General features: G+C 65.2%; 23 protein-coding genes. 2 read left to right on the plus strand and 21 right to left on the minus strand.

From position 1 onward, the window contains the following. Positions 1–55: 55 nt before the first annotated feature. The 18 genes from IWX64_RS06430 to IWX64_RS06515 all read right to left on the minus strand — a co-directional run bounded on the left by IWX64_RS06430 (position 56) and on the right by IWX64_RS06515 (position 18,568). Positions 56–862, minus strand: coding sequence for a sulfite exporter TauE/SafE family protein (locus IWX64_RS06430; RefSeq protein ID WP_196866323.1), 807 nt, complete (start codon positions 860–862; stop codon positions 56–58). Positions 863–871: 9 nt separating this feature from the next. Then, on the minus strand, positions 872–2,671 hold the full coding sequence (locus IWX64_RS06435; protein WP_196866324.1) for a proline--tRNA ligase: 1,800 nt from the start codon (positions 2,669–2,671) through the stop codon (positions 872–874). Between the two features lie 108 nt (positions 2,672–2,779). Continuing rightward, a complete protein-coding gene (locus IWX64_RS06440) occupies positions 2,780–3,604 on the minus strand; it encodes a hypothetical protein (protein ID WP_196866325.1) in 825 nt (274 codons plus the stop codon). A gap of 30 nt (positions 3,605–3,634) precedes the next feature. Continuing rightward, on the minus strand, positions 3,635–4,585 hold the full coding sequence (locus IWX64_RS06445) for a GNAT family N-acetyltransferase (RefSeq protein WP_334683189.1): 951 nt from the start codon (positions 4,583–4,585) through the stop codon (positions 3,635–3,637). After that, positions 4,539–5,705, minus strand: a complete 1,167-nt coding sequence (ispG, locus tag IWX64_RS06450) for a flavodoxin-dependent (E)-4-hydroxy-3-methylbut-2-enyl-diphosphate synthase (RefSeq protein ID WP_171587380.1) — start codon at positions 5,703–5,705, stop codon at positions 4,539–4,541. The genes IWX64_RS06445 and ispG overlap by 47 nt, the downstream gene beginning before the upstream one ends. Before the next feature lie 59 nt (positions 5,706–5,764). Continuing rightward, a complete protein-coding gene (locus IWX64_RS06455; protein ID WP_196866326.1) occupies positions 5,765–6,055 on the minus strand; it encodes a YciI family protein in 291 nt (96 codons plus the stop codon). A 19-nt stretch (positions 6,056–6,074) separates the two neighbouring features. Beyond that, the gene (locus IWX64_RS06460; RefSeq protein ID WP_196866327.1) at positions 6,075–6,536 is read right to left on the minus strand and encodes a hypothetical protein; all 462 of its coding nucleotides are present in this window, start codon (positions 6,534–6,536) and stop codon (positions 6,075–6,077) included. Positions 6,537–6,661: 125 nt separating this feature from the next. Beyond that, complete coding sequence (locus IWX64_RS06465; RefSeq protein ID WP_196866328.1) at positions 6,662–7,270, minus strand: MarR family transcriptional regulator; 609 nt, start codon at positions 7,268–7,270, stop codon at positions 6,662–6,664. Positions 7,271–7,362: 92 nt separating this feature from the next. Continuing rightward, the gene (locus IWX64_RS06470) at positions 7,363–8,718 is read right to left on the minus strand and encodes a M50 family metallopeptidase (RefSeq protein ID WP_196866329.1); all 1,356 of its coding nucleotides are present in this window, start codon (positions 8,716–8,718) and stop codon (positions 7,363–7,365) included. 15 nt (positions 8,719–8,733) lie between these two features. After that, entirely contained in the window at positions 8,734–9,951 is a 1,218-nt protein-coding gene (gene dxr, locus IWX64_RS06475) for a 1-deoxy-D-xylulose-5-phosphate reductoisomerase (RefSeq protein ID WP_196866330.1), read from the minus strand. Positions 9,952–10,095: 144 nt separating this feature from the next. Then, on the minus strand, positions 10,096–10,767 hold the full coding sequence (locus IWX64_RS06480; protein ID WP_196866331.1) for an SDR family oxidoreductase: 672 nt from the start codon (positions 10,765–10,767) through the stop codon (positions 10,096–10,098). A 66-nt stretch (positions 10,768–10,833) separates the two neighbouring features. Continuing rightward, positions 10,834–11,652, minus strand: coding sequence for an HpcH/HpaI aldolase/citrate lyase family protein (locus tag IWX64_RS06485; RefSeq protein ID WP_196866332.1), 819 nt, complete (start codon positions 11,650–11,652; stop codon positions 10,834–10,836). Further along, positions 11,649–12,173, minus strand: coding sequence for a MaoC family dehydratase (locus tag IWX64_RS06490; RefSeq protein ID WP_196866333.1), 525 nt, complete (start codon positions 12,171–12,173; stop codon positions 11,649–11,651). The genes IWX64_RS06485 and IWX64_RS06490 overlap by 4 nt, the downstream gene beginning before the upstream one ends. After that, a complete protein-coding gene (locus tag IWX64_RS06495; RefSeq protein WP_196866334.1) occupies positions 12,166–12,819 on the minus strand; it encodes a CoA transferase subunit B in 654 nt (217 codons plus the stop codon). The genes IWX64_RS06490 and IWX64_RS06495 overlap by 8 nt, the downstream gene beginning before the upstream one ends. 3 nt (positions 12,820–12,822) lie before the next feature. Beyond that, positions 12,823–13,629 (minus strand): CoA transferase subunit A, encoded by an 807-nt coding sequence (locus tag IWX64_RS06500; RefSeq protein WP_196866335.1) that lies wholly within the window; start codon positions 13,627–13,629, stop codon positions 12,823–12,825. A 34-nt stretch (positions 13,630–13,663) separates the two neighbouring features. After that, positions 13,664–14,824 carry an acyl-CoA dehydrogenase family protein gene (locus tag IWX64_RS06505; RefSeq protein ID WP_196866336.1) on the minus strand — a complete coding sequence of 387 codons (1,161 nt, stop codon included), beginning with the start codon at positions 14,822–14,824 and terminating at the stop codon, positions 13,664–13,666. 3 nt (positions 14,825–14,827) lie between these two features. Next, positions 14,828–16,957, minus strand: coding sequence for an acetyl/propionyl/methylcrotonyl-CoA carboxylase subunit alpha (locus tag IWX64_RS06510; RefSeq protein ID WP_196866337.1), 2,130 nt, complete (start codon positions 16,955–16,957; stop codon positions 14,828–14,830). 6 nt (positions 16,958–16,963) lie between these two features. Continuing rightward, the gene (locus tag IWX64_RS06515; RefSeq protein WP_196866338.1) at positions 16,964–18,568 is read right to left on the minus strand and encodes a carboxyl transferase domain-containing protein; all 1,605 of its coding nucleotides are present in this window, start codon (positions 18,566–18,568) and stop codon (positions 16,964–16,966) included. Positions 18,569–18,728: 160 nt separating this feature from the next. Here IWX64_RS06515 and IWX64_RS06520 point away from each other — a divergent pair, with 160 nt between their 5' ends. Next, a complete protein-coding gene (locus tag IWX64_RS06520; RefSeq protein WP_196866339.1) occupies positions 18,729–19,337 on the plus strand; it encodes an SACE_7040 family transcriptional regulator in 609 nt (202 codons plus the stop codon). 50 nt (positions 19,338–19,387) lie between these two features. Next, on the plus strand, positions 19,388–19,855 hold the full coding sequence (locus tag IWX64_RS06525) for a GNAT family N-acetyltransferase (protein ID WP_196866340.1): 468 nt from the start codon (positions 19,388–19,390) through the stop codon (positions 19,853–19,855). A gap of 172 nt (positions 19,856–20,027) precedes the next feature. On the opposite strand, the gene IWX64_RS06530 is transcribed toward IWX64_RS06525, so the two are convergent. Genes IWX64_RS06530 through pdhA form a run of 3 tightly spaced genes read right to left on the minus strand, consistent with a single transcriptional unit; the run spans position 20,028 to position 23,667 of the window. Continuing rightward, on the minus strand, positions 20,028–21,527 hold the full coding sequence (locus IWX64_RS06530) for a dihydrolipoamide acetyltransferase family protein (RefSeq protein ID WP_196866366.1): 1,500 nt from the start codon (positions 21,525–21,527) through the stop codon (positions 20,028–20,030). A gap of 8 nt (positions 21,528–21,535) precedes the next feature. Then, positions 21,536–22,543 (minus strand): alpha-ketoacid dehydrogenase subunit beta, encoded by a 1,008-nt coding sequence (locus IWX64_RS06535; RefSeq protein ID WP_196866341.1) that lies wholly within the window; start codon positions 22,541–22,543, stop codon positions 21,536–21,538. Further along, on the minus strand, positions 22,543–23,667 hold the full coding sequence (pdhA, locus tag IWX64_RS06540) for a pyruvate dehydrogenase (acetyl-transferring) E1 component subunit alpha (RefSeq protein WP_196866342.1): 1,125 nt from the start codon (positions 23,665–23,667) through the stop codon (positions 22,543–22,545). The genes IWX64_RS06535 and pdhA overlap by 1 nt, the downstream gene beginning before the upstream one ends. Positions 23,668–23,693: the final 26 nt, after the last annotated feature.

Consider the following 23,693-nt stretch of genomic DNA (forward strand, 5'->3'; position numbering starts at 1 on the left):
GCCAGTATCACTGCAGCTCGGAATGACGTCAGCTTGGAATTACTGCAGCTTGAAATTACTGCAGCGCTGGCTGCACGTTTTCCACCCACACGTCGTACCCAAGCTTTGCGATCAGCGCGCTGACCACCACGAGGAAGACGATTCTGATGAATTTGCTGCCCTGGGTGATGGCCATCCGTGACCCCACATAGCCACCGACCATGTTGGCCAACCCCAGCACCAGGCCCAGGCCCCACAGCAGGGAGCCATTGGGGAGGAAGAACATCAGCGCACCAAAGTTGGTGGCAAGGTTCACGATCTTCGACTTGGCGCTGGCGTCGAGGAAGCTGTAACCGAGCAGGGTGACCATCGCGATGATCAGGAAAGAACCGGTCCCCGGGCCGATCAGCCCGTCGTAGAATCCGATCACCAGACCGATCGCTGCGGCCGTCCCATAGTGCCGGCCGCCGGTATGACGCAGTTTGGTCAGGGTTCCGACGGTGGGCCGGAACGCCGTGAACACCGCCACCGCGATGAGTGCGACAACAATGATGGGCTTGAACACTGACGACGGCAACGACGTCGCAATGATCGCACCACCAAACCCGCCGACCAGCGCTATCCCCGCCATCGGCAGAGCCGTCCTCAGATCGGGTTTGGCCCGCCGGTAGTAGGTGATGGCACTGGTGGTGGTGCCGAACAGCGAACCCATCTTGTTGGTGGCCAGCGCCTGGACCGGGGTGATCCCCGGGACCAGGAGCAGTGCTGGCAGCTGGAGCAGGCCGCCGCCGCCGACCACCGCGTCGACCCAGCCAGCAGCGAACCCGGCAACCACCACCAGGAGGATCGTCGCGAGCTGGATTTCCTCCAGCCCGGAGCTCACCCGGCCCTGCTAGGAGTTGACGAGGCGGCGAAGGTGTTCCACGACGTCCGCCACCGCAATGTTCTCTGCCTCACCACTGCGGCGGTCCTTGACCTCCACCACTCCGTCGGCCAGGCCGCGCCCGACCACGACGATGGTTGGCACGCCGATCAGCTCGGCATCACCGAACTTGACGCCCGGGGAGACCTTGGGCCGGTCGTCGTACATGACCTCGAGACCGGCAGCCGAAAGGTCCTCGGCAAGTTGGTTGGCCGCGGCGAAGATTTCCTCGCCCTTGCCCGTGGCGACCAGGTGGATGTCCGCCGGGGCAACGTTCCTCGGCCAGATGATGCCCTTGTCGTCGCGGTTCGATTCGGCCAGAGCAGCAATTGCCCGGGTGACACCTACGCCATAGGAGCCCATCGTGACGGTGGCAAGCTTCCCGTTCTGGTCGAGGACCTTCAGGTTCAGTGCCTCGGCATACTTCCGGCCCAGCTGGAAGATGTGGCCCATCTCGATGCCGCGGGCCGCCTTGAGCGGGCCCGAACCGTCGGGGGCCTCGTCGCCGTCGCGCACCTCCACAGCCTCGATGGTCCCGTCCCAGGTGAAGTCGCGGGAGGCGACCAGGCCGAAGACGTGTTTGCCCCTGACGTTGGCGCCGGTGATCCAGGACGTTCCCGCCACGATGCGGGGGTCCACCAGGTAGGTGATCCCCGTTGACCCGTCGGCGCCGAGCACCGGGGCGTCCAGGCTCACTCCGGGGCCGATGTACCCCTTGACCAGGCCCGGATGCTTCCTCAGGTCCTCGTCGGTGGCAGGCTCCACCATCACTTCGCCGCCCACCTCGAGGTGCGGTGCAAGGTTCGCTTCGATGCGCTTCACATCGACCGTCCGGTCACCCGGCAGGCCGATGATGACCAGCCGGCGCTCACCGGTGGGCAGGATGGCGGCCAGCACCACGTTCTTCAGGGTGTCAGCAGCAGTCCAGGGGCCGCCGTCACGGGCCAGGGCCTCGTTCGCGTGGTTCACCAGGGTGTCGATGGTCGGGGTATCAGGGGTGTCCTTGATTTCTGCGGCTGCGGCTCCGGAGAAATCGACCTCGTCCGGGACGACAGTGGTGACCGCCTCGACGTTTGCGGTGTAGCCGCCCTCGGAAGCGACGAAGGTGTCCTCGCCGATTTCCGAGGGGTGCAGGAATTCTTCGCTCTTGGACCCACCCATGGCGCCGGCGGTCGCCGCGACGGGCACGATGGTGAGGCCGAGCCGTTCGAAGATGCGCAGATAGGCGGCACGGTGCAGCTGGTAGCTGCGCTCCAGCCCGGCGTCGTCGATGTCGAAGGAGTAGGAATCCTTCATGATGAATTCACGGCCGCGCAGCAAGCCGGCACGGGGCCTGGCCTCGTCCCGGTACTTGGACTGGATCTGGAACAGGCTCAGCGGTAGGTCCTTGTACGAGTTGTACAGGTCCTTGACCAGGAGGGTGAACATCTCCTCATGGGTTGGTGCCAGCAGGTAGTCGGCTCCCTTGCGGTCCTGGAGCCTGAAGATGCCGTCGCCGTACTCGGTCCACCGGTTCGTCGCCTCGTAGGGCTCCTTGGGCAGCAGTGCGGGGAAGTGCACCTCCTGCGCGCCGATGCCTGCCATCTCCTCACGGATAATGGTCTCCACCTTGCCAAGCACCCTCAGCCCCAGCGGCAACCAGCTGTAGATGCCGGGGGCTGCCCTCCGGATGTAGCCGGCCCGCACGAGGAGCCGGTGGCTGGCGACCTCTGCGTCGGAGGGGTCCTCGCGCAGGGTGCGCAGGAAGAGGGTGGAGAGTCGAAGGACCACGCGTTAAAATCCGTTTCTTCAGCACTGACTGCCGGGGGCAGCTTTACAATCAGATACCAATCTAACTGTTTCGGGAGGCACCTGATGACACGGGCGCCCGACGGTGCCTTACTGCAGGCTCCGCAGCGCGGCGACCGTCGCGTCGACGAGCTCCTCACCCCGGGTCAGATCCTCCGCGTTGTCACCGGAGCTGCCGACTGTGACGTTGATCGTGGTGGTGCCGATCAGTGCGGTCAGGGAGACGGTCTCCTGAATGGTCCCGGGGATCCGAACCACGGTCCGGACGGCGAAGGTCCTGTCGGCGTTGGTAGTCACCCGTTGCTCGGTGACGGCCGCCGTGACCACTTCACCGGCGATGTCCATCTCGAACTCGGAGCACTCCGCGAGCTGGCTGCGGTTGGCCGCAAGCTGGTCCTGGATGACGTCGTCGGACCCGTGGCTGGTGAGGCTGAGCGAGTCGGGCTGCAGGGAGGAGGCCCCGGCGAAGGTCATGACGGCGAGCGAGGCACTGAGGGCAGGCCCGACGACGTCGGTGTCGGCGAAGACGTTGCATTCCTCGGGGGTCACCGTCAGGTCGCTGGGCGCCTCGGTTCCGGCCCGGTCCACCAGGTCGCGAATGTCCGAGTCAGGAAGAATCACCCCGGCGAGTGACTGCTCCTCATCCACCGCCGTCAGCGCAGCAACCAGTTCCTCGGGGGTGTATTCGGTGTTCGGCTGGGCAATCGTCGTGGGATCGGTCCCGGCCGGTTCCGTACTGGTGGGATCGACAGTTGGTTCGGCGGCCTCAGTGGGTTCGGCTCCGTCGGTCGGTTCGGCTGACAGCGTGGCGGGAGCGGGGAGTTCGTCAATGTCCGGGCCAGCGCTGCAGCCCCCGACGGCGATGAGCGCAGCACACGAGAGCACGGTGAGCGGGCGTCGCCTCCGGTCTTTCACGACAGCGTCACTTTCACAACAGCGCCGCCTTCACAGCAGCACCGTGGCGAAGGTGCCCACTTCTTCGAAGCCCACCGTCCGGTAGGCGGAGAGAGCGCGCGTGTTGAACGAGTTGACGTACAGACTCACCACTGGCGCGCGCTGCTGTGCGGCAATGACGACGGCGGCGAGGTAGCGGGCGCTGAGCCCCTGTCCACGGTAGGCCGGGTTCATCCAGACCCCCTGGATCTGGACGGTGGTGCTCGACACGGTGCCGAGCTCGGCCTTGAAGATCACCTGGCCGTCGTGGTCGAAATCGGCGAGGGACGCCTGCCGGCGAACCAGGGAGGCGACGCGGCGACGGTAATGATCGCCGCCGCCGGTGAAGGGCGAGTACCCGACTTCCTCTTCGAACATGGCGGCACAGGCAGGAACGATCACATCCAGCTCATCCTCGCGGGTGAACCGGAGTCCCGGCGCCGGGTCTACCTTGGGCGTTCCGGTGATGGCCAGCAGCGGCTGCTGGGGCCGCACATCGAACGGCTCCGGGCTGTGCAGCCGCAGGGTCGACCAGATGGCCAGGACCGCGTCGGCTGGCCCGAAGATGGAGGAAAACTTTCGGCCGGAGGCGCCCAGGTGGGTGCCGAGCGCCGCGCCATCGTCCGGGGACACCCCGATCGGCACCAAGTTGACGCCGGCCCAGCAAGCCGAGACGAGTTCCCCTGCCCTGAACATTCCGATCACTTCGCCGCCCGCGTAGGACGGAGACAAGCCACGGGAGGCTTCCAGGTGGGATGCGATGAAGACATTCGACGTCGGGTCCCGGTCAACCAGGCGGCCGAGCGCCTCGTTGTGTTCCTTGTCGAGCGTCAGGAAGCCGTCATCCACTGCGGTACCCGTAGCGGCAGCCCCGGCAGCGTCTGGTCCGGTCGCGTCGGGTTGCTCTGCGTGCGACCTAACTGACGGTAACCATGGGGCCACCCTGGCCAGCAGTCTCGCCATCAGCTTCCCCCATCTCCTCAGCTATTCTCATGGCCTCTTCAATGAGTGTCTCAACAATCTGGTCCTCGGGAACAGTCTTGATGACCTGTCCCTTGACGAAAATCTGGCCTTTTCCGTTTCCGGACGCAACACCGAGGTCGGCTTCACGTGCTTCGCCGGGACCGTTGACGACACAGCCCATCACCGCGACGCGCAAGGGAATTTCCATCCCTTCCAGGCCGGCAGTGACCTGCTCGGCGAGGGTGTAGACATCCACCTGGGCGCGGCCGCAGGAAGGGCAGGACACAATTTCCAGCTTGCGGGGTCGCAGGTTCAGCGACTGCAGGATCTGATTGCCCACCTTGATTTCCTCAACCGGCGGTGCCGACAGGGAGACGCGGATGGTGTCGCCGATGCCTTTGGCCAGGAGGGCTCCGAAGGCTGTCGCCGACTTGATGGTGCCCTGGAAGGCCGGCCCGGCCTCGGTGACGCCCAGGTGAAGGGGCCAGTCGCCGCGCTCGGCCAGCAGCTCGTAGGCACGCACCATGATCACCGGGTCGTTGTGCTTGACCGAGATCTTGAAGTCGTGGAAGTCGTGTTCCTCGAAGAGTGAGGCTTCCCAGACCGCCGATTCGACGAGCGCTTCGGGGGTGGCTTTGCCGTACTTTTCCATCAGCCGCGGGTCGAGCGACCCGGCGTTGACGCCGATCCGGATCGAGGTGCCGGCAGCCTTGGCCGCTGCGGCGATCTCCTTGATCTGATCGTCGAACTTCCTGATGTTGCCGGGGTTGACCCGGACTGCTGCGCACCCGGCATCGATCGCCGCGAACACATACTTCGGCTGGAAGTGGATATCGGCGATGACCGGAATCTGGGACTTCCTGGCGATGATCGGCAGCGCCGCGGCGTCGTCGGCTGACGGGCAGGCGACCCGGACAATGTCGCAACCGGTGGCCGTCAGTTCTGCGATCTGCTGGAGCGTCGCGTTGATGTCGGTGGTGGGGGTGGTGGTCATGGACTGGATGCTGATAGGCGAATCCGATCCAACGCCCACGGAGCCGACCTTGATCTGCCGGGTTTTGCGGCGCGGAGCAAGGACGGGCGGCGGTGCGGCTGGCATTCCTAAACTGACCGAGGTCAAAGGATCCTCCATGTGTAGTTCATCGGTACATCAAGTATTTACAGGTTGCGAGGTTGGGCTCAGGCGTACTGCGACAGCAGGCCGATGCCGGGTTTCCACTCGGTGGCCTTGACTGCTGCGATGGCGCCAACCAGCGCGAACGGATCCTGGCTTACCAGATCGTTGAGCGACTGCTCGTTCTCAGCGGTGAAGATCAGGAGTGCGCCGGCTCCGTCGGCGAATGCGCCGGACGCGAGCACGCGACCTTCCCCTACCAGACCGGTCAGCCATTCGCGGTGAGCTGGCCGGTGCTCGTCGCGTAGGTCGGAGGTATCAGGGCCATACACGTATTCCACTGCGAAAACACTCATAGAACCACCTTATACGTGATTACAGCAGGTACCTCGCCGCGAGGACGGCGACGGCCGCAGCCCACAGCAGTGATGCGAGGGTGCCGATGATGAACCGCTCAGCGACCGCGGGCGTTTCCTTCAGTTCGGAGTAGCGGCCCAGGCCCTTGATCGCCACGACGTAGGCAATGGCCACGGGCTCGTTGGCAAGGATGGCTGCGGCGACGCCGAGCCGCTCCAGGATCCCGATCACCAGGCCACCCCGCAGGACACCCGGCCGGGGCATCGCAGGGTTTGCCGGGGTGCCGGGCTGGTGTGCGGGCTGGGCCGGGACCACAATCGTGAGGGTCTTGCCGGGTGTCCCGTAGTCGACAGTCCGCTGCTGCCCTGTGGATTCACCGTGCTCGTCGACCGATCGTGCGACCTTCAACACACCGATCGTGACAGGCCACCCCACTCCGGCTGCCACGAGCAGCGTCAGTATCACCCACAGCGCTTCCATCTCTCGTCCTCCGTCGCGGCTTTCGCATCACAGGCCGGCTGGGGATCCCCTACTGAGGCATCCCGACTGCAGCCTTCACTCCGGGACTCTACCGTCTGGGTACGACACCGGACGGGTACGACGCTTCACCCTGGGGTAGCTGCCTCCCCCGCATCCGCGCGGGCCAGCAGGACGGCGGCAGCCGGCCGGGCGGCCCACTCCTCGACCCACGCCGAACGGGCAACCGCCTTGCTGACGGCCTGGGTGGTGATGCCCAGCCGGCGTGCCGCTGCGGTTTGGCTCCCCCACTTGTTGGGTTCCAACTGGTCCAGGATCCGCCATTCAGCAGCGGTTCGCTTCATCACGTGCAGCCCAATCAGCATCAGTACGCCTTCGGCGTCGGCGGCCCCGAGTCCACCCTCCACGGCGACGGCGGCCCGGTCCCCCGCCTTCTTGGCGCGCTCGACGGCGGCGCGGGCGGCAACAAAGGCTGCACCCCGGCCTTCCCGGGCAGTCGCTGGCAGCGGTAGGTCGACGTCGCCCACCCCAATGCCCACGTACCAGCCGCCCGCCCGCAGGCACAGCAGGGCGGCGTCCACCACTGCCTCGGGCGATTCGAGCACTCCCTGCGCCTCATCCCCCACCGACCGGTCGAAGGGAACGATCACCGGCACCTGCCGCAGCAACTGGAGCAACCTGGGAACGCCGTCGTCGGCGTGCGAACTGCCTTTCTGGTCAATCGTCAGCACGAACATATGACAACCATATTGGGTTGTAAATTAAATATCAACCTATTTGGTACTCAAATTGATTTACAACCGGTCTTCAGGTGGGTCGGGAAGACTGGCTAGCCGAAGAGGTCGACCGGCTTCACGATGTCGGCGTAAATCAGCAACGCGCCCATTCCCATCAGCAACACGGCCACCACATAGGTGAGCGGGAGGAGTTTCGCCATGTCGAAGGGGCCGGGGTCGGGGCGCCTGAACAGCCGCGCGAAGGTCCGGCGGAGTCCCTCCCAGAGCGCACCGGCGATGTGTCCGCCGTCGAGGGGCAGCAAGGGGATGAGGTTGAACACAAACAGGGCAATATTGACGCCGCCCACCAGCCCGACCAGGGTTGCCACGCGGGACTCGATCGGGATCTCGTCCATGGCGGAGACCTCGCCGGCGATCCGGCCGACGCCGACCACGCTGATGGGTCCCTCCGGATCGCGCGGAGCATCCGAGAATGCGGCCTGCCCCACCTCGACGACCCGCTGCGGGAGGTTGATCACCACCCCGGTCACCGCGACGACATTCTCGCCGACCGCCGGCAACACTTCGCTGGCGGGGCCGGGGACCAGTTCCTGCTGTGAGCCGACGCCGATGAATCCCACGGCTTCCAGCACCGGATTGCCGTCGGCGTCGAGCTTGGGGCGGCCGTCAATGTCGGGCACCGGACGTTCGGTCAGCAGTGGCGTGATCGTGGTGTTGATGGTTTCGCCGTCGCGCACGTAGGTGACGTCCGTTTCGGCGCCAGCCGTATCCCGGATCCAGGCGGAGAGCTCGGTCCAGTCGGTGACTTCCTGGCCGTCATAGCTCACCACGCGGTCGCCTGGCTGCAGGCCCGCCTCGAACGCGGGGGCCGCGGGATCGTCAGCCGTGCACGAGGTCTGGCCGGTTGACGCCTGCTGGCTGGCGGGGACCACACACTCGTACACCTCGGAGACCGTGGTGGTCGCCTGGGGCGATCCGAAGCCCATGATGAGGACGGCGAACATGATGACGCCGATCAGCAGGTTCATCACCGGCCCACCGAGCATGATGACGATCCGCTTCCAGATGGGCAACTTGTAGAAGACCCGGTTCTCATCACCTGGACGGAGCTGCTCGGCGGCGGCCTGCCGGGCGTCGTTGGTGAGCTGCTGGAACATCCCGGTGCTGGACGGCCGGACCGCGGTGCCGGAGTCGACGTCGTCGTTCTTGGCGGGTGGAAACATCCCCACCATCGCCACATATCCCCCCAGGGGGATGGCCTTGAACCCGTATTCGGTGTCGCCGCGACGGCGGGAGAAGAGGGTGGGTCCGAATCCGATCATGTACTGGGTGACGCGGACCCTGAAAAGCTTGGCGGGGACAAGATGCCCCACTTCGTGCAGAGCAATGGACGCCGCAATGCCTACTGCAACGAAAAGTACTCCCAGAACGAAGAGCAGAATGGACAACGTGGTTCCTTTGGCTTAGCTGTACTGATCCTGCACACCACAACGAATCCGGGCGAGTGTGCGTGCCCGTTTCTCGGCGTCGAGCACGCTGCTGAGAGTGAGTGGCCCGCCACTGTCATGCTCGGCGGTGATGGCCTCCACCGTATCCACAATGTCAGTGAAACCTATGGCTCCGCTGTGAAAAGCCTCGACGGCCTCCTCGTTGGCGGCGTTGAAGACTGCCATCGCCGTTCCCCCGCGCGCCGCAGCCGCCTTGGCCAGCCGCACGGCCGGGAAGGCTTCCTCGTCGAGGGGTTCGAAGGTCCAGGAGGCGGCGGTGGTCCAGTCACACGGGGTTGCCGCACCCGGGATGCGGTGCGGCCACCCGATGCCGAGGGCAATGGGCAGGCGCATATCGGGCGGTGAGGCCTGGGCGATGGTTGACCCGTCGGTGAACTGCACCATCGAGTGGATGATCGACTGTGGGTGCACGACGACGTCAATCTGTTCCAGCGGGATGCCGAACAGCAGATGGGCCTCAATGACCTCCAGCGCCTTATTGACCATGGTGGCGGAATTGGTGGTGACCATCCTGCCCATGTCCCAGGTTGGGTGGGCAAGGGCCTGCTGCGGGGTGACGCTCTGCAGGTCCTTCCGCGCCTTGCCCCGGAAGGGTCCGCCGGATGCGGTGAGAATCAGCCGGTCGACCTCTGCTGCACTGCCGGAGCGAAGGCACTGGGCAATGGCCGAGTGCTCCGAGTCGACGGGAACAATCTGGCCTTCAGCGGCGACGTCGTGGACCAGTTGGCCGCCCACGATGAGGGATTCCTTATTGGCCAGGGCCAACAGGTGTCCGGCCTTGAGCGCCGCGAGAGTTGGCGCGAGCCCGATGGAACCGGTGATCCCATTGAGGACGACGTCGGCGTCGGGCCAGGCGGCGAGATGGGCTGAGGCGTCGGGCCCGGTGAACAGTTGCGGCGAATAGTTTTTTGCTGCCGGAACTGCGGCGGCAGCCTTGCGGATGGCGTCGCTGAGTCCGGCGTCGGTGCCGGAGGCCGAGGCGACAGCCTGGGCGTTGACCGCGACAGCCTGCTCTGCCAACAGCGTCAGGTTGCCTCCGCCGGCCGAGATGGCGGTGACGATGAAGCGCTCGGGTGCCTGCCGGATCACGTCGATGGCCTGGGTGCCGATGGAGCCGGTGGAGCCGAGAATGACCACCCGGCGTCGTCCAGTGGCTGGGGCGATAAATTCCATGGTTCAAGTATCGCGCACGGGGCCGGACGCAAAAACGGCCCTCAGGCTCAGGCCCGCCGGTTGCGATGGCAGTTCCTGAGCCCAAGGGCCGTTTCTGTTGAGCGGACCGCTGGTGAGCGGGGTTGCTGGTGAGCGGGTCGCTGGTTAGCGGCTGATGGAGGCGAGCGCGTCGGCGATGGTTTCCTCGCCGGAGATCAGCTCCAGCACCTGTCGGTCCCCGAGCTTGCTGTCGAGCAACGCCGCGATGACCGTAGCCACGTCCTTGCGTGGCACCGACCCCTGGCCGGTCTTCGAAGTAAGCCGCACCCTGCCGGTCGCGGCGTCGTCGGTCAGTCCACCCGGGCGGATAACCGTCCAGCTGAAGGACGACCTTGCCGCCAGGTCTTCCTCTGCGGCGAGCTTGGCCTGAAGGTAGGCGTAGAAGATGTCGTCGAGTCCGTCAGGGCGCTGGCCGTCCCGAACCGAGTCGGCTCCCATCGAGGAAACCTGGACGAACCGCTTGACGCCGGCAATCTCTGCGGCGTCTGCCAGCAGCACTGAGGCTCCGCGATCGACCGAGTCTTTCCGTTCCGCACTGCTGTCTGGGCCTGCGCCGGCTGCGAAAACGACAGCGTCGGCTCCAGTCAGCACCTGGGCGAGCTCGTCGGGCGTACTCGACTCGAGGTCGACCACTACCGGGGTGCCGCCGTCGTTCTCAATGTCTGTGTTCTGCTCCGGGTTGCGGACCAGTCCGACAACCTCGTGACCCTGTTGAACAAGCTGGCGGGTAAGTTCGCGGGCAATTTTTCCGTGGGCTCCTGCTATCACTGTTCTCATATAGGGGTAACGGTGAACGGACCTTCACAAATTCCCGGAACTGATCTTCAGCCGAGGCTGGCAGGATTATCCGGGCAGTTCCCCAGCCCGTGCCAGGGTCTGCTCGGCATGACGAAGGATCGGCCCATCGATCATCCGACCCTGAAACTGAAAGACGCCGCCGCTCTGGGCTGCCTCGGTAAGGATTGCCCGGGCATAGTCAACTTCCTCAGCCGACGGCCGATACGCCTGACGGATCACCGGCGCCTGACTCGGATGAATGCAGGCCTTCGACCCAAATCCCGAAGCCACTGCATCCTGGGACTCGGCCGCCAACCCGTCCAGATCGGCAATGTTGATATACACCGAGTCCATCGCCGCCTTGCCCGCGGCAGCCGCGGCCAACAACACCTGGGATCGGGCCTGCAGCGCCACGTGCCGATAGGAGCCGTCAGCTGTCCGGCTGGACGACCCGCCCAACGACGCGACCAGATCCTCGGCACCCCACATCAACGCCACCACATTCGGTTCGGCCGCGATCGCCTGCGCGTTCAGCACCCCTACCGCTGTCTCGCACAGGGCGACAACCGAAAACGCACTCAATCCCCAGAGATCGGCAGCCGATTCAGCCTTGGCCAGCATCACGGTGCGATACGGCGTGTGCTTGAGCATCTCGACGTCGGGCGCGTAGTCGCCTGACGACGCAGGGTTGATCCGCACGATAGTGCGCGAAGGGTCAAGCGTGCTCACCGCCACCGCTTCCCGCGCCGCGGCCTTGCCGTCCGGAGCTACCGCATCCTCGAGGTCAAGGATCACTGCGTCCGCACGGTCAGCCGCCTTCGCGAACCGCTCCGGCCGGTCGGCGGGACAGAACAGCAGCGACGGCCCCATGGTAAAGGTCTTCATGAGCTCAGGTGCCCTTCCCTGGTCCACATCAGAACGCTTCTGGTGACCAGTGCGACGACGGTGCCGTCCTGATTCCGGCCGGTGTGTTCCATCGTGACGATGCCCTGGCCGGGCCGCGACGCCGAAAGCCGCTTCTCGGTCACCACCGTGTCCGTGTACAGGGTGTCCCCGTGGAACAGCGGGTGCGGGAACCGCACATCGGTCATCCCCAGTTGCGCCACGATGGTCCCCTGGGTCAGCTGCGGGACCGACTGCCCGACGACGGTCGCCAGTGTCAGCATCGAGTTCATCAGCCGCTGCCCAAAGGGTTGCGTCGAACTCCACGCCGCGTCGAGATGGAGGGCCTGCGTGTTCATGGTCATCGTCGTAAACAGGACGTTATCGGTCTCTGTCAGGGTGCGTCCTGGCCGATGCGAATACACCACCTCGGTGTCGAGTTCCTCAAAATAGAGCCCACGCTGCTCCACCACGGCACGCTCGGGCGCTTCCCTCTGGATGTTCGCCGCGTCAGTCTCAGCCATGCAGGTCAACCTCCAGAGGCGCTCCCGTTGCCGCGAGGACCTCATCGACGGTCACCCCTGGCGCGGTCTCCCGCAACACCAGGGTGCCACCGTTACGGTCGGCGTCGACGTCGATCACCGCAAGATCGGTGATGATCCGGTTGACGCACCCCTTGCCGGTCAAGGGAAGTGAACAGCTGCTGACAATCTTTGGCTTGCCGCTGCGGTCAACGTGTTCCATCATCACGATGACACGCTTCGCACCGAAGACCAGGTCCATGGCGCCACCCATACCCTTGACCATCTTGCCGGGAATCATCCAGTTGGCGAGATCCCCGTTCGCAGCGACCTCCATTGCCCCGAGGACCGCCACGTCAACGTGGCCGCCGCGGATCATGCCGAAAGACGCCGCTGAATCGAAGTAGGCGGCCCCGGCGTTCGCGGTCACCGTTTCCTTGCCCGCGTTGATCAGGTCCGGATCCAGCTGCTCCTCGGTGGGATAGGGCCCGACGCCGAGAATCCCGTTCTCGGAGTGGAGCACCACCTCGACACCGTCGGGGATGTAGTTCGGAATCAACGTCGGCATACCGATGCCCAGGTTGACGTACTGACCGTTCTCCAGCTCAAGGGCGACGCGGGCAGCGAGTTCGTTTCGTGTCAGTGCCATGTCTCAGACCGCCTTTGCAGAAGTGGAGTCGGCAGGGTTGGATTCGGTAGGTGCCTCGGAAGCGAGTGATACGGTGCGCTTCTCGATCCGCTTTTCCGGGTTCGCGGCCAGCACCACGCGTTGGACAAAGATCCCAGGGATGTGAACCTGCGCGGGGTCGAGTTCGCCTGGTTCCACCAGTTCCTCCACCTCGGCGATGGTGATCTTCCCGGCCTGGGCGCACAACGGGTTGAAGTTCATCGCGGTGGCGTGGAACACCAGGTTGCCGTGCCGGTCACCCTTCCAGGCATGAACAAGCGCGTAATCGGGGTTGACCGACTCCTCCAGCACATAGTCCTGGCCGCCGAAGGTGCGTACTTCCTTCGGCGCTGAAGCCTTCGTAACGTTCCCGGCGTCGTCGTAATTCTGCGGCAACCCACCCTCGCTCACCTGCGTGCCGACCCCGGCGGGAGTGTAGAACGCGGGGATCCCGGCGCCCCCCGCGCGCAACCGCTCGGCAAGGGTGCCCTGCGGGGTCAGTTCCACCTCCAGCTCACCGGAGAGGTACTGGCGGGCAAACTCCTTGTTCTCGCCCACGTAGGAGCTGATGGTGCGACGGATCCGCCCATCGAAGAGGAGAACGCCGAGCCCCCAGTTGTCCACCCCGCAGTTGTTGCTGATGGTTTCCAGATCGGTGGTGCCCTGCTCGTGCAGGGCACTGATCAGGGCAACCGGGATTCCGCAGAGGCCAAACCCGCCGACGGCAAGTGACGCACCATCGGGGATATCGGCTACCGCTTCGGCAGCCGTCGCAACAACTTTGTCGATCACTGTAACTCCTTAGGTACTGGCGTGTGGCGTGGGGCTAGAGACCGAGTTCCCGGGCGATCAGCATCAGCTGAACCTCGGTTGTCCCCTCGCCCACTTCGAGAATCTTCGAATCGCGGTAGTGGCGTGACACGGTGAACTCGTTGATGAATCCGTAGCCGCCGAAGATCTGGGTGGCGTCGCGGGCGTTGTCCATGGCAGCTTCACCAGCCACCAGCTTAGCGATGGATGCCTGCGTCTTGAACGGCTTGCCGGCCAGCATGCGTGACGCGGCGTCGTAGTAGGCCAACCGGGCGGTGTGCGCCCTGGCCTGCATCCGGGCGATCTTGAACTGGATCGACTGGAACGACCCGATATTGGTGCCGAACGCCTGACGCTCCTTGGCGTACTTGATCGATTCCTCGACACAGCCCTGCGCGGCACCGGTGGCGAGCGCGGCGATGGCAATGCGGCCCTCATCGAGGATCTGGAGGAAGTTCGCGTAGCCGCGGCCACGCATGCCCAGCAGGTTCGCCTCCGGAACGTGCACGTCGGTCAGGGTGAGCGGGTGGGTGTCGGAGGCGTTCCAGCCCACCTTGTTGTATGCCTTCTCTGCCGTGAAACCTGGTGTGTCGGACGGGACGAGGATGGTGGAGATTTCCTTCTTCACCGAACCGTCCTCGCGCGTGACGGTGTCGGTGACAGCCGTGACGGTGACCAGCCGGGTGATGTCGGTGCCGGAGTTGGTGATGAACTCCTTGGTGCCGTTGATGACCCATTCGCCGTTCACGAGCTTCGCGGTCGTTTTGGTGCCCGAGGCGTCCGAACCAGCCTCGGACTCGGTCAGACCGAAGCCACCGAGGGCCTTGCCACTGGCCAGCATGGGCAGCCATTCACGTTTCTGCTCCTCGGTGCCGAACCGGTAAACCGGCATCGCGCCGAGGGAGACCCCTGCCTCGAGGGTGATGGCCACGGACTGATCCACCCGGGCCAGCTGTTCCAGGGCGAGGCACAGGGCGAAGTAGTCGCCTCCCATCCCGCCGAATTCCTCGGGGAAGGGCAGCCCGAACAGGCCCATGTCGGCCATCTGGTCGACGACGGCGTACGGGAAGCTGTGCTCTTCGTCGTGCTTGGCGGACACCGGCGCGACAACTTCGTCCGCGAATTCGCGGACAGTGTCCACCAGGTCCTGGTAGTCCTCGCTGAGTTCAAAATTCATGGCTTACAGTTCTTCTTTCATTTTCGGTGAGTCCGCAGGGTCGGGCAGGGTTTCCGTCACGTGGATTCGGGCGACGATCTGGTTGGCTTTGACGAGGTCGCCGGGTTTGAGGTGGATCGAGACGGTACCGGCAACCGATGCGGTGAGCTGGTGCTCCATCTTCATGGCCTCGACGCTGAGCAGGGTCTGGCCGGCGTCGACCGTGTCGCCGTCGGCAACCGCCACCGACGTGACCGTTCCGGGCATCGTCGAGCGCACCTCGGGGTCTGCAGTGCCTTCGGCGCGGGCGATCCGCGACAGCTGGGCTTCGAGACGCTCGGTCCTGCTGAGGCTCCGTACCGACGTGGACCAGCCGGCGTCGGCGTACCAGATCCTGCCTGCCCCACGTTCGATCGCCGCGTTGCGACGGATTCCGTCAACTGTCACTGTCCCCTGCACGGGGTCGTAGGTCACGAAGCGAGTGTTGCCGTCCCCGATCCTGACCTCGAACCCGCTCCGGGCCGGCGTCACCAGAACCTCGCGGACGTCGTCGGGCGAGACAGCAAGGTTCAGACGTCGGGGCCGGTGGGCTCCAATCCGCCAGCCGTCGCGGCGGGCCCAGGGCGACGCGACGACGCCGTCGCGCACGCCGTACGGTCCGCCGTCGCTTTCGCTGGCACTCCCGCCAGCATCGACCGCAGCGAGAATCGAGAGTTCCTCGTCACTGATGCGGCGGAAGGCCAGTCCCGGCAGCTTCCGCTCGATCATGGTGGTGTCGAGGCGTCCGGCGCGGACGTCGTCGTCGTTGATCAGCAGCTTGAGGTACTCGATATTGGTGTTGACACCGAGCACCACCGTGTCGGCGAGCGCACGGTCCAAACGGTCCAGAGCCTCGGTGCGGTTGCGTCCCCACGCGATGACCTTGGAGAGCATTGGGTCGTAGCTCGCGGAAACTTCGAGCCCGGTGAGCAGCGAGCTATCCACCCGGATGCCCTCGCCCCGGGGTTCGGACAGCCCGGCCACTGTCCCGGTGGAGGGCAGGAAGTCAGCCTCGGGATCCTCGGCGTAAACCCGGGCCTCGACGGCGTGGCCGGTCAGCACCACGTCCTCCTGGGTGAGGGTGAGCTTGTCGCCGGCTGCAATACGGACCTGCCACTGGACCAGATCGATACCGGTGATCATCTCCGTGACCGGGTGCTCGACCTGGAGGCGGGTATTCATTTCCATGAAAAAGAATTCGTCCGGCGCGTCGGCCGATACCAGGAACTCAACGGTTCCCGCCCCGCTGTAGTCGACGCTGCGCGCGGCGTTGCAGGCAGCCTCACCGATGCGGATCCGGGTGGCATCGTCCAGGAGTGGTGAGGGAGCCTCCTCAATGACTTTCTGGTGCCGGCGCTGCAGGGAGCATTCCCGCTCCCCCAGGTGAATGACGTTGCCGTGGTTGTCAGCGAGTACCTGCACCTCGATGTGCCGCGGGGTGAGGATCAGGCGCTCAAGGAACAGGGTGTCATCCCCGAACGCCGAGGCAGCGACCCGCCTGGCGGTCGGCAGGGTGGCTGCCAGGTCTTCCTGACGCTCGACGACGTGCATTCCCTTGCCGCCGCCGCCCGCCGAGGGTTTGATCAGCAGCGGGAAACCAACGTCGGCGGCCGCGTCGAGCAGCTGCTGGTCGGTCAGGCCCGGCTGGGCGATGCCGGGCACCACCGGCACTCCATGGTCCATCACGTGGTTTTTGGACCGGATCTTGTCACCCATCACGTTCAGGGCGTGCACCGAGGGGCCAATGAAGGCAAGGCCAGCATCACTGAGCGCCTGGGCGAACCCCTGGTTCTCGCTGAGGAACCCATACCCGGGATGAACGGCCTGCGCGCCCGTCCGGCGGCAGGCCTCAAGGATCGCGTCGATGGAGAGGTAGCTCTGCGCCGGGGCGGCCGGGCCGATCCGGACCGCTTCGTCGGCCTCACGCACGTGGAGGGCACCGGCGTCGGCGTCGCTGTAGACCGCCACTGACCTGATGCCGAGTGCCCTGAGGGACCTGATGACCCGGCAGGCGATCTCGCCACGGTTGGCAACGAGCACTGTCGTGAACAGGGCTGTTTCGGGCACAGCCGTCCCGGGCAGGGTGGTATCAGTGGTTGGTTCAATCGGTAGCATCTGCGCTCACATCCGGAAGAGGCCGAAGGAGGTGTCCCGGACCGGGGCGTTGGCACAGACGTCCAACGCGAGGCCGAGCACCGTGCGGGTATCCGCGGGGTCAATAATGCCGTCGTCCCAGAGCCGGGCGGTCGAGTAGTAGGGACTGCCCTGCTCCTCGTACTGGTCGCGGATGGGGGCCTTGAAGGCCTCTTCGTCGTCGGCGCTCCACTCCTCGCCCCGCCCTTCCAGCTGGTCACGCTTGACGGTGGCCAGCACCGAGGAGGCCTGGTTGCCGCCCATCACCGAGATCCGGCTGGAGGGCCACATCCACAGGAAACGCGGGGAGTAGGCACGGCCACACATCGAGTAGTTGCCTGCGCCGAAGGACCCGCCGACGACGACCGTCAGTTTGGGGACCCGGCAGGTGGCGACGGCGGTCACCATCTTGGCGCCGTTCTTCGCGATGCCACCGGCTTCGTAGTCGCGGCCGACCATGAAGCCCGAGAGGTTCTGCAGGAAGATCAGGGGGATGCCACGTTGGTCGCACAGCTCGATGAAGTGAGCGCCCTTGAGGGCGGATTCACTGAACAGCACTCCGTTATTGGCGACAATCCCCACCTGGTGGCCGTGTAGGGTAGCGAAGCCGGTCACCAGGGTGGCGCCGTACTCCTTCTTGAATTCATGGAACCCGCTGCCGTCCACGAGCCGGGCGATGACCTCGCGGGCATCGTAGGAGGCGTTGACATCTGTCGGGACGGCTCCGTAGACCTCGTCTGGATCGACTGCAGGTTCGATTGACCGCGTGATGTCCCAGGCAGGCTGGTTCCGGGGCAGCGTGGAGATGATGTCCCGGACAATCTCGAGCGCGTGGGCATCATTTTCGGCGAGGTGGTCGGTGACGCCCGAGATTTTCGAGTGGACGTCTCCCCCGCCCAGCTCCTCGGCGGTGACAATTTCTCCGATTGCCGCTTTCACCAGCGGCGGTCCTCCGAGGAAGATGGTGCCCTGGTTACGGACGATGACCGTCTCGTCGCTCATCGCTGGAACGTAGGCGCCGCCCGCGGTGCAGGAGCCCATGACGGCGGCGATCTGCGGAATCTTCCGGGCGGACATGGTGGCCTGGTTGAAGAAGATACGGCCGAAGTGTTCCCGGTCCGGAAACACCTCGTCCTGTTTCGGCAGGAACGCTCCGCCGGAGTCCACCAGGTAGACGCATGGCAGGTTGTTTTCCAGCGCGATTTCCTGGGCACGGAGGTGCTTCTTGACGGTGAGCGGGTAGTAGGTGCCGCCCTTGACCGTTGCATCGTTCGAGATCACGAGGACATGGCGGCCGTGGACCAGACCAACGCCGGCGATGACCCCGGCGCCCGGGCATTCGTCGTCGTACAGACCGTTGGCAGCCAGTGGCGCGATCTCCAGAAAGGGACTGCCGTCGTCGAGCAACTGGTCGATGCGCTCGCGCGGGAGGAGCTTGCCGCGGGCCACGTGCCGTTCACGGGAACGGGCTGGGCCTCCGAGAGCCGCCTCCGCAAGCCGGTCGCGTAATTCGTCCACCAGACCCCGTTGCGCACTGTCGTTCTCGCGAAAGCCGGGGCTGGTGGGATCTACCTGGGAAGTCAGCGTCTGCATCGAGGTCTTTCCCTGACCGGTTGCTCATCGGCGAGCTAACCGTCGGTTGGAAGGCTTTTCAGTTAGTGTGTACTAACTGAGTTTAGGTTAGTAGCTAATAACCGACTTGTCCACCAAAATAAGATCACCGGTCTCCGCGGCCGGACGAGATGGGGCACCCATGGAAGCTTCGGCTCCAGGCCGGATCACCGGGCGCAGCCGGGCGAAAGCGTCCCGACGCGCTGCGCTGCTCGACGCCGCGGCCGAGCTCTTCGCCGAACGGGGCTACAACGGGGTGTCGATCGAGGACCTGGGTGCCGCGGCCGGTGTCAGCGGCCCCGCGGTGTATCGCCACTTCAGCGGCAAACCGGCAGTTCTTGCCGCCCTCCTGGCAGGGGTCAGCGAAGACTTGCTCCAGGGAAGCAACGCGGTCGTCGCGGAGGCAGCCGATCCGGCGTCAGCACTCCGGGGACTCATCCGGTTTCAGGTTGACTTCGCGCTGCGCAACGCCAACGTCATCCGGGTGCAGGACCGCGACCTGAACAGCCTCTCCCCCGAGGACGAGCACACGGTGCGGTTCCTGCAGCGTCAATATGTGGAAGTGTGGGTGGATGTCATGGCCCAGCTCCTGCCGGACGCCGACCCCGGCCACCTTCGACGAAAGGCTCACGCCGCCTTCGGGCTGATCAACTCCACCCCGCACACCACGAACCGCCGGAAGACCGACAACGATATCGCCGATCTGCGGTCGCTGCTGGAGAAGATGGCCTGGTCGGCGCTTAATGCCTAGCCGATTGCCTAGTAACCTGTTTCTACCCGACACCTAACCGAAAGTTCGATGTGACTTCACTACGCGCCGTTGAACCCTCCGACCTGGACGAGTTTTTCACCCATCAGCTCGATCCCAGCGCCAACCACATGGCTGCGTTCACGGCCAAGAACCCCGCAGACCGTGGGGTGTTCAATCACCACTGGCAGAACATCCTGAACGACCCCCAGATCACCGTGCGCACCATCCTCAACGACGGCGTTGTTGTGGGAAGCATCCTTGCGTACCGCAACGACGAGACCCCCGAGATCAGCTACTGGATCGACAAGGCCCGCTGGGGTCAGGGCATTACGACGGCAGCCGTGGGGCTATTCCTCGAGGAGTTCACTGACCGGCCTATCCGGGCACGCGCCGTGGTGGACAACGTCAACTCCATCAGGATCCTCGAACGCTACGGCTTCGAGCACATCGGTGAGGTCCAGGGATTCGCCAATGCCCGCGGCGCCGTCGTCAAGGAACTGGTTCTCGAACTCCGCTAGCGGTAGACGCCGGTGAGCAACCTGGACCATCCGCAGCAACCTCGACCTCGGTGAGGGAAAGGCCAGCCACGATTGCCCAGGTTGACCCGCCCGGTCCACCTTGCTCACCGGATCAGGCGTACCCCTGCGATCTCTCGACCCGGCGGCGCCCCTGAGGGCCCCGCCCGGTCCACTAGATCATCGTCAGGACCATCCCGGGATCGGACAGGATCGTGCCGATGTCGGCGAGGAAGCGTGACCCCTGCTCGCCATCCACCAGGCGATGGTCGAACGACAGGCTGAGCGTCATCACCGAGCGCAACGCAATGTCGCCCTGATATTCCCACGGCGTCCGTCGCACGGCACCCATCGCGAGGATGGCCGCCTCCCCCGGGTTGAGGATCGGTGTTCCGGCGTCGATCCCGAACACTCCCACATTGGTGATGGAGATGGTGCCACCCGAGAGGTCCGACGGACTGGTTTTCCCGGCGCGGGCCGTCTCGGTCAGCGTGGTCAGGGCCCGGGCGAGCTCCAGCAGGGACATCCGGTCGGCGTCCTTGAGGTTGGGCACCATCAGCCCGCGCGGGGTGGCTGCGGCAATCCCCAGGTTCACATAGTGATGCTGCACGATCTCGGCGCCCGCCTCGTCCCAGCGGGTATTGACCGTGGGGTTGCGGTCCACGGCAATGCACAACGCCTTGGCCACGAGGGTCAGCGGGGTGATCTTCACGTCGGCGAAAGCCCTGCTGGCCTTCAAACGTGCCACCAGGTCCATGGTGGGGGTGACGTCGATGGTCAGGAACTCGGTGACGTGCGGTGCGGTGAACGCGCTGGCGACCATCGCAGCCGCGGTGTGCTTGCGCATTCCCTTGATCGGGGTCCTGGTTTCACGGTGCCCAAGGGTCGCGGGCGGCTGGGGCGCTGCCTCGGATCCGACGATGCCGGAGGTCGCTCCCTGGTCGCTGTCCGCCGCCGAGAGCACATCCTCGCGGGTGATCAGGCCGTTCGGCCCGGTCCCGGTGACCGATGCCAACTCAACCCCAAGATCACGCGCAAGTTTCCGCACCGGCGGCGTGGAGCGGGGCCGCTCCGGGGCTGCTGTGCCTGCCGACTCCGGCGCGACAGCTGACGCCGGCTCCGGCGCAACAGGTGCTGCTGGCGCTGATGCCGGCTTCGGTGCTGGCATTGGTTGCTCTGGGGCCGCCGGCTCCACTGCCGTCGGCTCCACTGGTGCCGACGCCGCGGATGCCGACGCCGCGGATGCCGGTGAAGCACCGGCAGACCCGCCACGGGGGCGCCGGGAAGGCCGTCCACCCTTTTCGACCGCGGCACCATAACCCACGAGGTTGGGCTCGCGTTTGGCAGGGGCACCGTCGTCGCCACCGCCCGCACCATCGGAATCCGCTGCGGCGGGGCCACCAACACCTGCTCCCCCACTATCGGAGCCGCCGACCGACTGAACATCGAACGAGATGATCGGGGCACCGACTTCCACTACGGTGCCTGGCTGCTCATGCAACCGCGCCACCACCCCTGCGTAGGGTGATGGTAGTTCCACCACCGCCTTGGCGGTCTCCACGTCGGCAATGATCTGGTTCAGCTCGACGATGTCGCCCTCGGCGACATGCCAGCTCACAATTTCCGACTCGGTCAGTCCCTCGCCCAGGTCGGGGAGCCTGAATTCCTTAATCACAGTTGCCACTACCTTTCGAGCCCGCTCAGCGAATTGGGTCGTCCCATGACGCGGTCCACGCCGTCGAGAATCCGATCCAGGTCGGGCAGGTGATGGAATTCCAGTTTGGAGTACGGGTACGGGATGTCGAAGCCGGTTACCCGGACCGGTGCGTGCTCCAGATAGTTGAAGCAGCGCTCGGTGATGCTGGCCGCGATTTCCGCGCCCAGCCCACCCGACTGTGCCGCCTCGTGGGTGATCACCAACCGGCCGGTCTTCCGCACCGACGCCTCGATCGTCGCGAAGTCGATCGGGGCCAGCGACCGCAGGTCGATGACCTCCACTGACAGCCCGTCGTCGGACGCGGCGATCGCTGCGTCCCGCGCGGTAGGAACCAGCGGGCCGTAGGTCACCAGGGTGACGTCGCTTCCCGGGGAAACCACATGGGCGTCTTCCATGGAGGTCGCTGCGAGGTCGACCGACTCATCCACCTCGCCCCTGGCGTGGTACCGCCGCTTCGGCTCGAAGTACAGGACGGGGTCATCGCTGGCGATGGCCTGCTGGATCATCGTGTACGCGTCCTGTGGATTGGAGACGCTGATGACCCTCAGGCCCGAGGTGTGGGTGAAATAGGCTTCGGGCGATTCCGAGTGATGCTCGGGCGACCCGATGCCGCCACCAAACGGCACCCGGATGGTGATGGGCATCTTCACGGCACCCTGGGTGCGGTAGTGAAGCTTGGCGACCTGACAGACTATCTGGTCGAAGGCCGGGTAGATGAACCCGTCGAACTGGATTTCGACCACGGGGCGGTAGCCGCGGTAGGCCATCCCGACGGCGGTCCCCATGATGGCCGATTCCGCCAGCGGAGTGTCCAGCACCCGGTGCTCGCCGAAGTCCTTCTGCAGCCCCTCGGTGATCCTGAAAACGCCACCCAGCTTGCCGATGTCCTCGCCCATGAGGATCACCTTCGGGTCGTGTTCCATTGCCCTGCGCAGGCCGGCGTTGATGGCCCGGCCGAATGTCATGGTGGACATTAGTGGCTTCCTTCCGTGGCTGCGGGGTCCGACTCAAAGGTGGCGAGATAACGGCCATAGTTCTCCTGCTGACGGTCCAGCCAGGAGTTGGGGGTGCTGTAGACGTGTTTGAAGACGTCCATCGGCTCGGGCTCGGGCATTTCGATGCAGCCAGAGCGGAGCTTCGCTGCGACCTCGGCCGCCTTCGTGTTCACCGCCGCCACGAATTCGTCGGTCATCAGGCCCATCGACTGGAGCAGTGTTGCCAACCGGGAAATTGGGTCCTTCGCCGCCCAGTCCTCCAGTTCGTTGGCGTCACGGTACTTGGTGGGATCATCGGCGGTGGTGTGGGGTCCCATCCGGTAGGTGACGGCTTCGATGAAGCTCGGTCCCCCGCCGGTCCTGGCCCGGTTCAGCGCCTGCCGGGTGACCGCCAGGCAGGCCAGCACGTCGTTGCCGTCGACGCGCACCGAGGGGATGCCGAACCCGGGGGCCCGGTTGGCGATCGGAACGTGAGCCTGCAGGCCCACGGGCTCGGAGATTGCCCAGTGGTTGTTCTGGCAGAAGAAGATGACCGGTGCCTGGTAGCTGGCAGCGAAGACCATTGCCTCGTTGACATCGCCCTGGCTGGTGGCGCCATCCCCGAAGTAGGTGACGGCCACCGAGTCGGCGCCGTCGTTCTGGATGCCCATCGCGTACCCGGTGGCGTGCAGGGTCTGAGCGCCGATGATGACCTGGGGGGTGGCCATGTTGATGGTGAAGGGATCCCAGCCCGAGGAGGCGTTGCCCCGCCACACCCGCAGGATGTCGGTGAAATCCACTCCCCGGCAGTAGGCGACGGCGTTCTCCCGGTAGCTGGAGAAGACAAAGTCGTCCTCGCGGAGCGCGCGGCCGGAGCCGATCTGGGCTGCCTCCTGCCCCAGCAGCGGCGGCCAGAGGGCCAGTTCGCCCTGCCGCTGCAGCGCGGTCGCCTCGGCATCAATCCGGCGGACCACCACCATGTCCTCGTACAACGCCTGCAGCGCTGGGCCATCGACGTCGGCGACCCACCGGTCGTAGTCACTGTTCTCCCGCCGGACACCCGAGGGCGAGAGGAGCTGGATCAGCGTGTCTTCCCCGGCGGAAGCGGTGTCATTCAGAGGCACAATTACACAACCTTCATCGATTGGGT

The sequence above is a fragment of the Arthrobacter sp. CAN_A212 genome (assembly GCF_015752345.1).
Classification (GTDB): domain Bacteria; phylum Actinomycetota; class Actinomycetes; order Actinomycetales; family Micrococcaceae; genus Arthrobacter_D.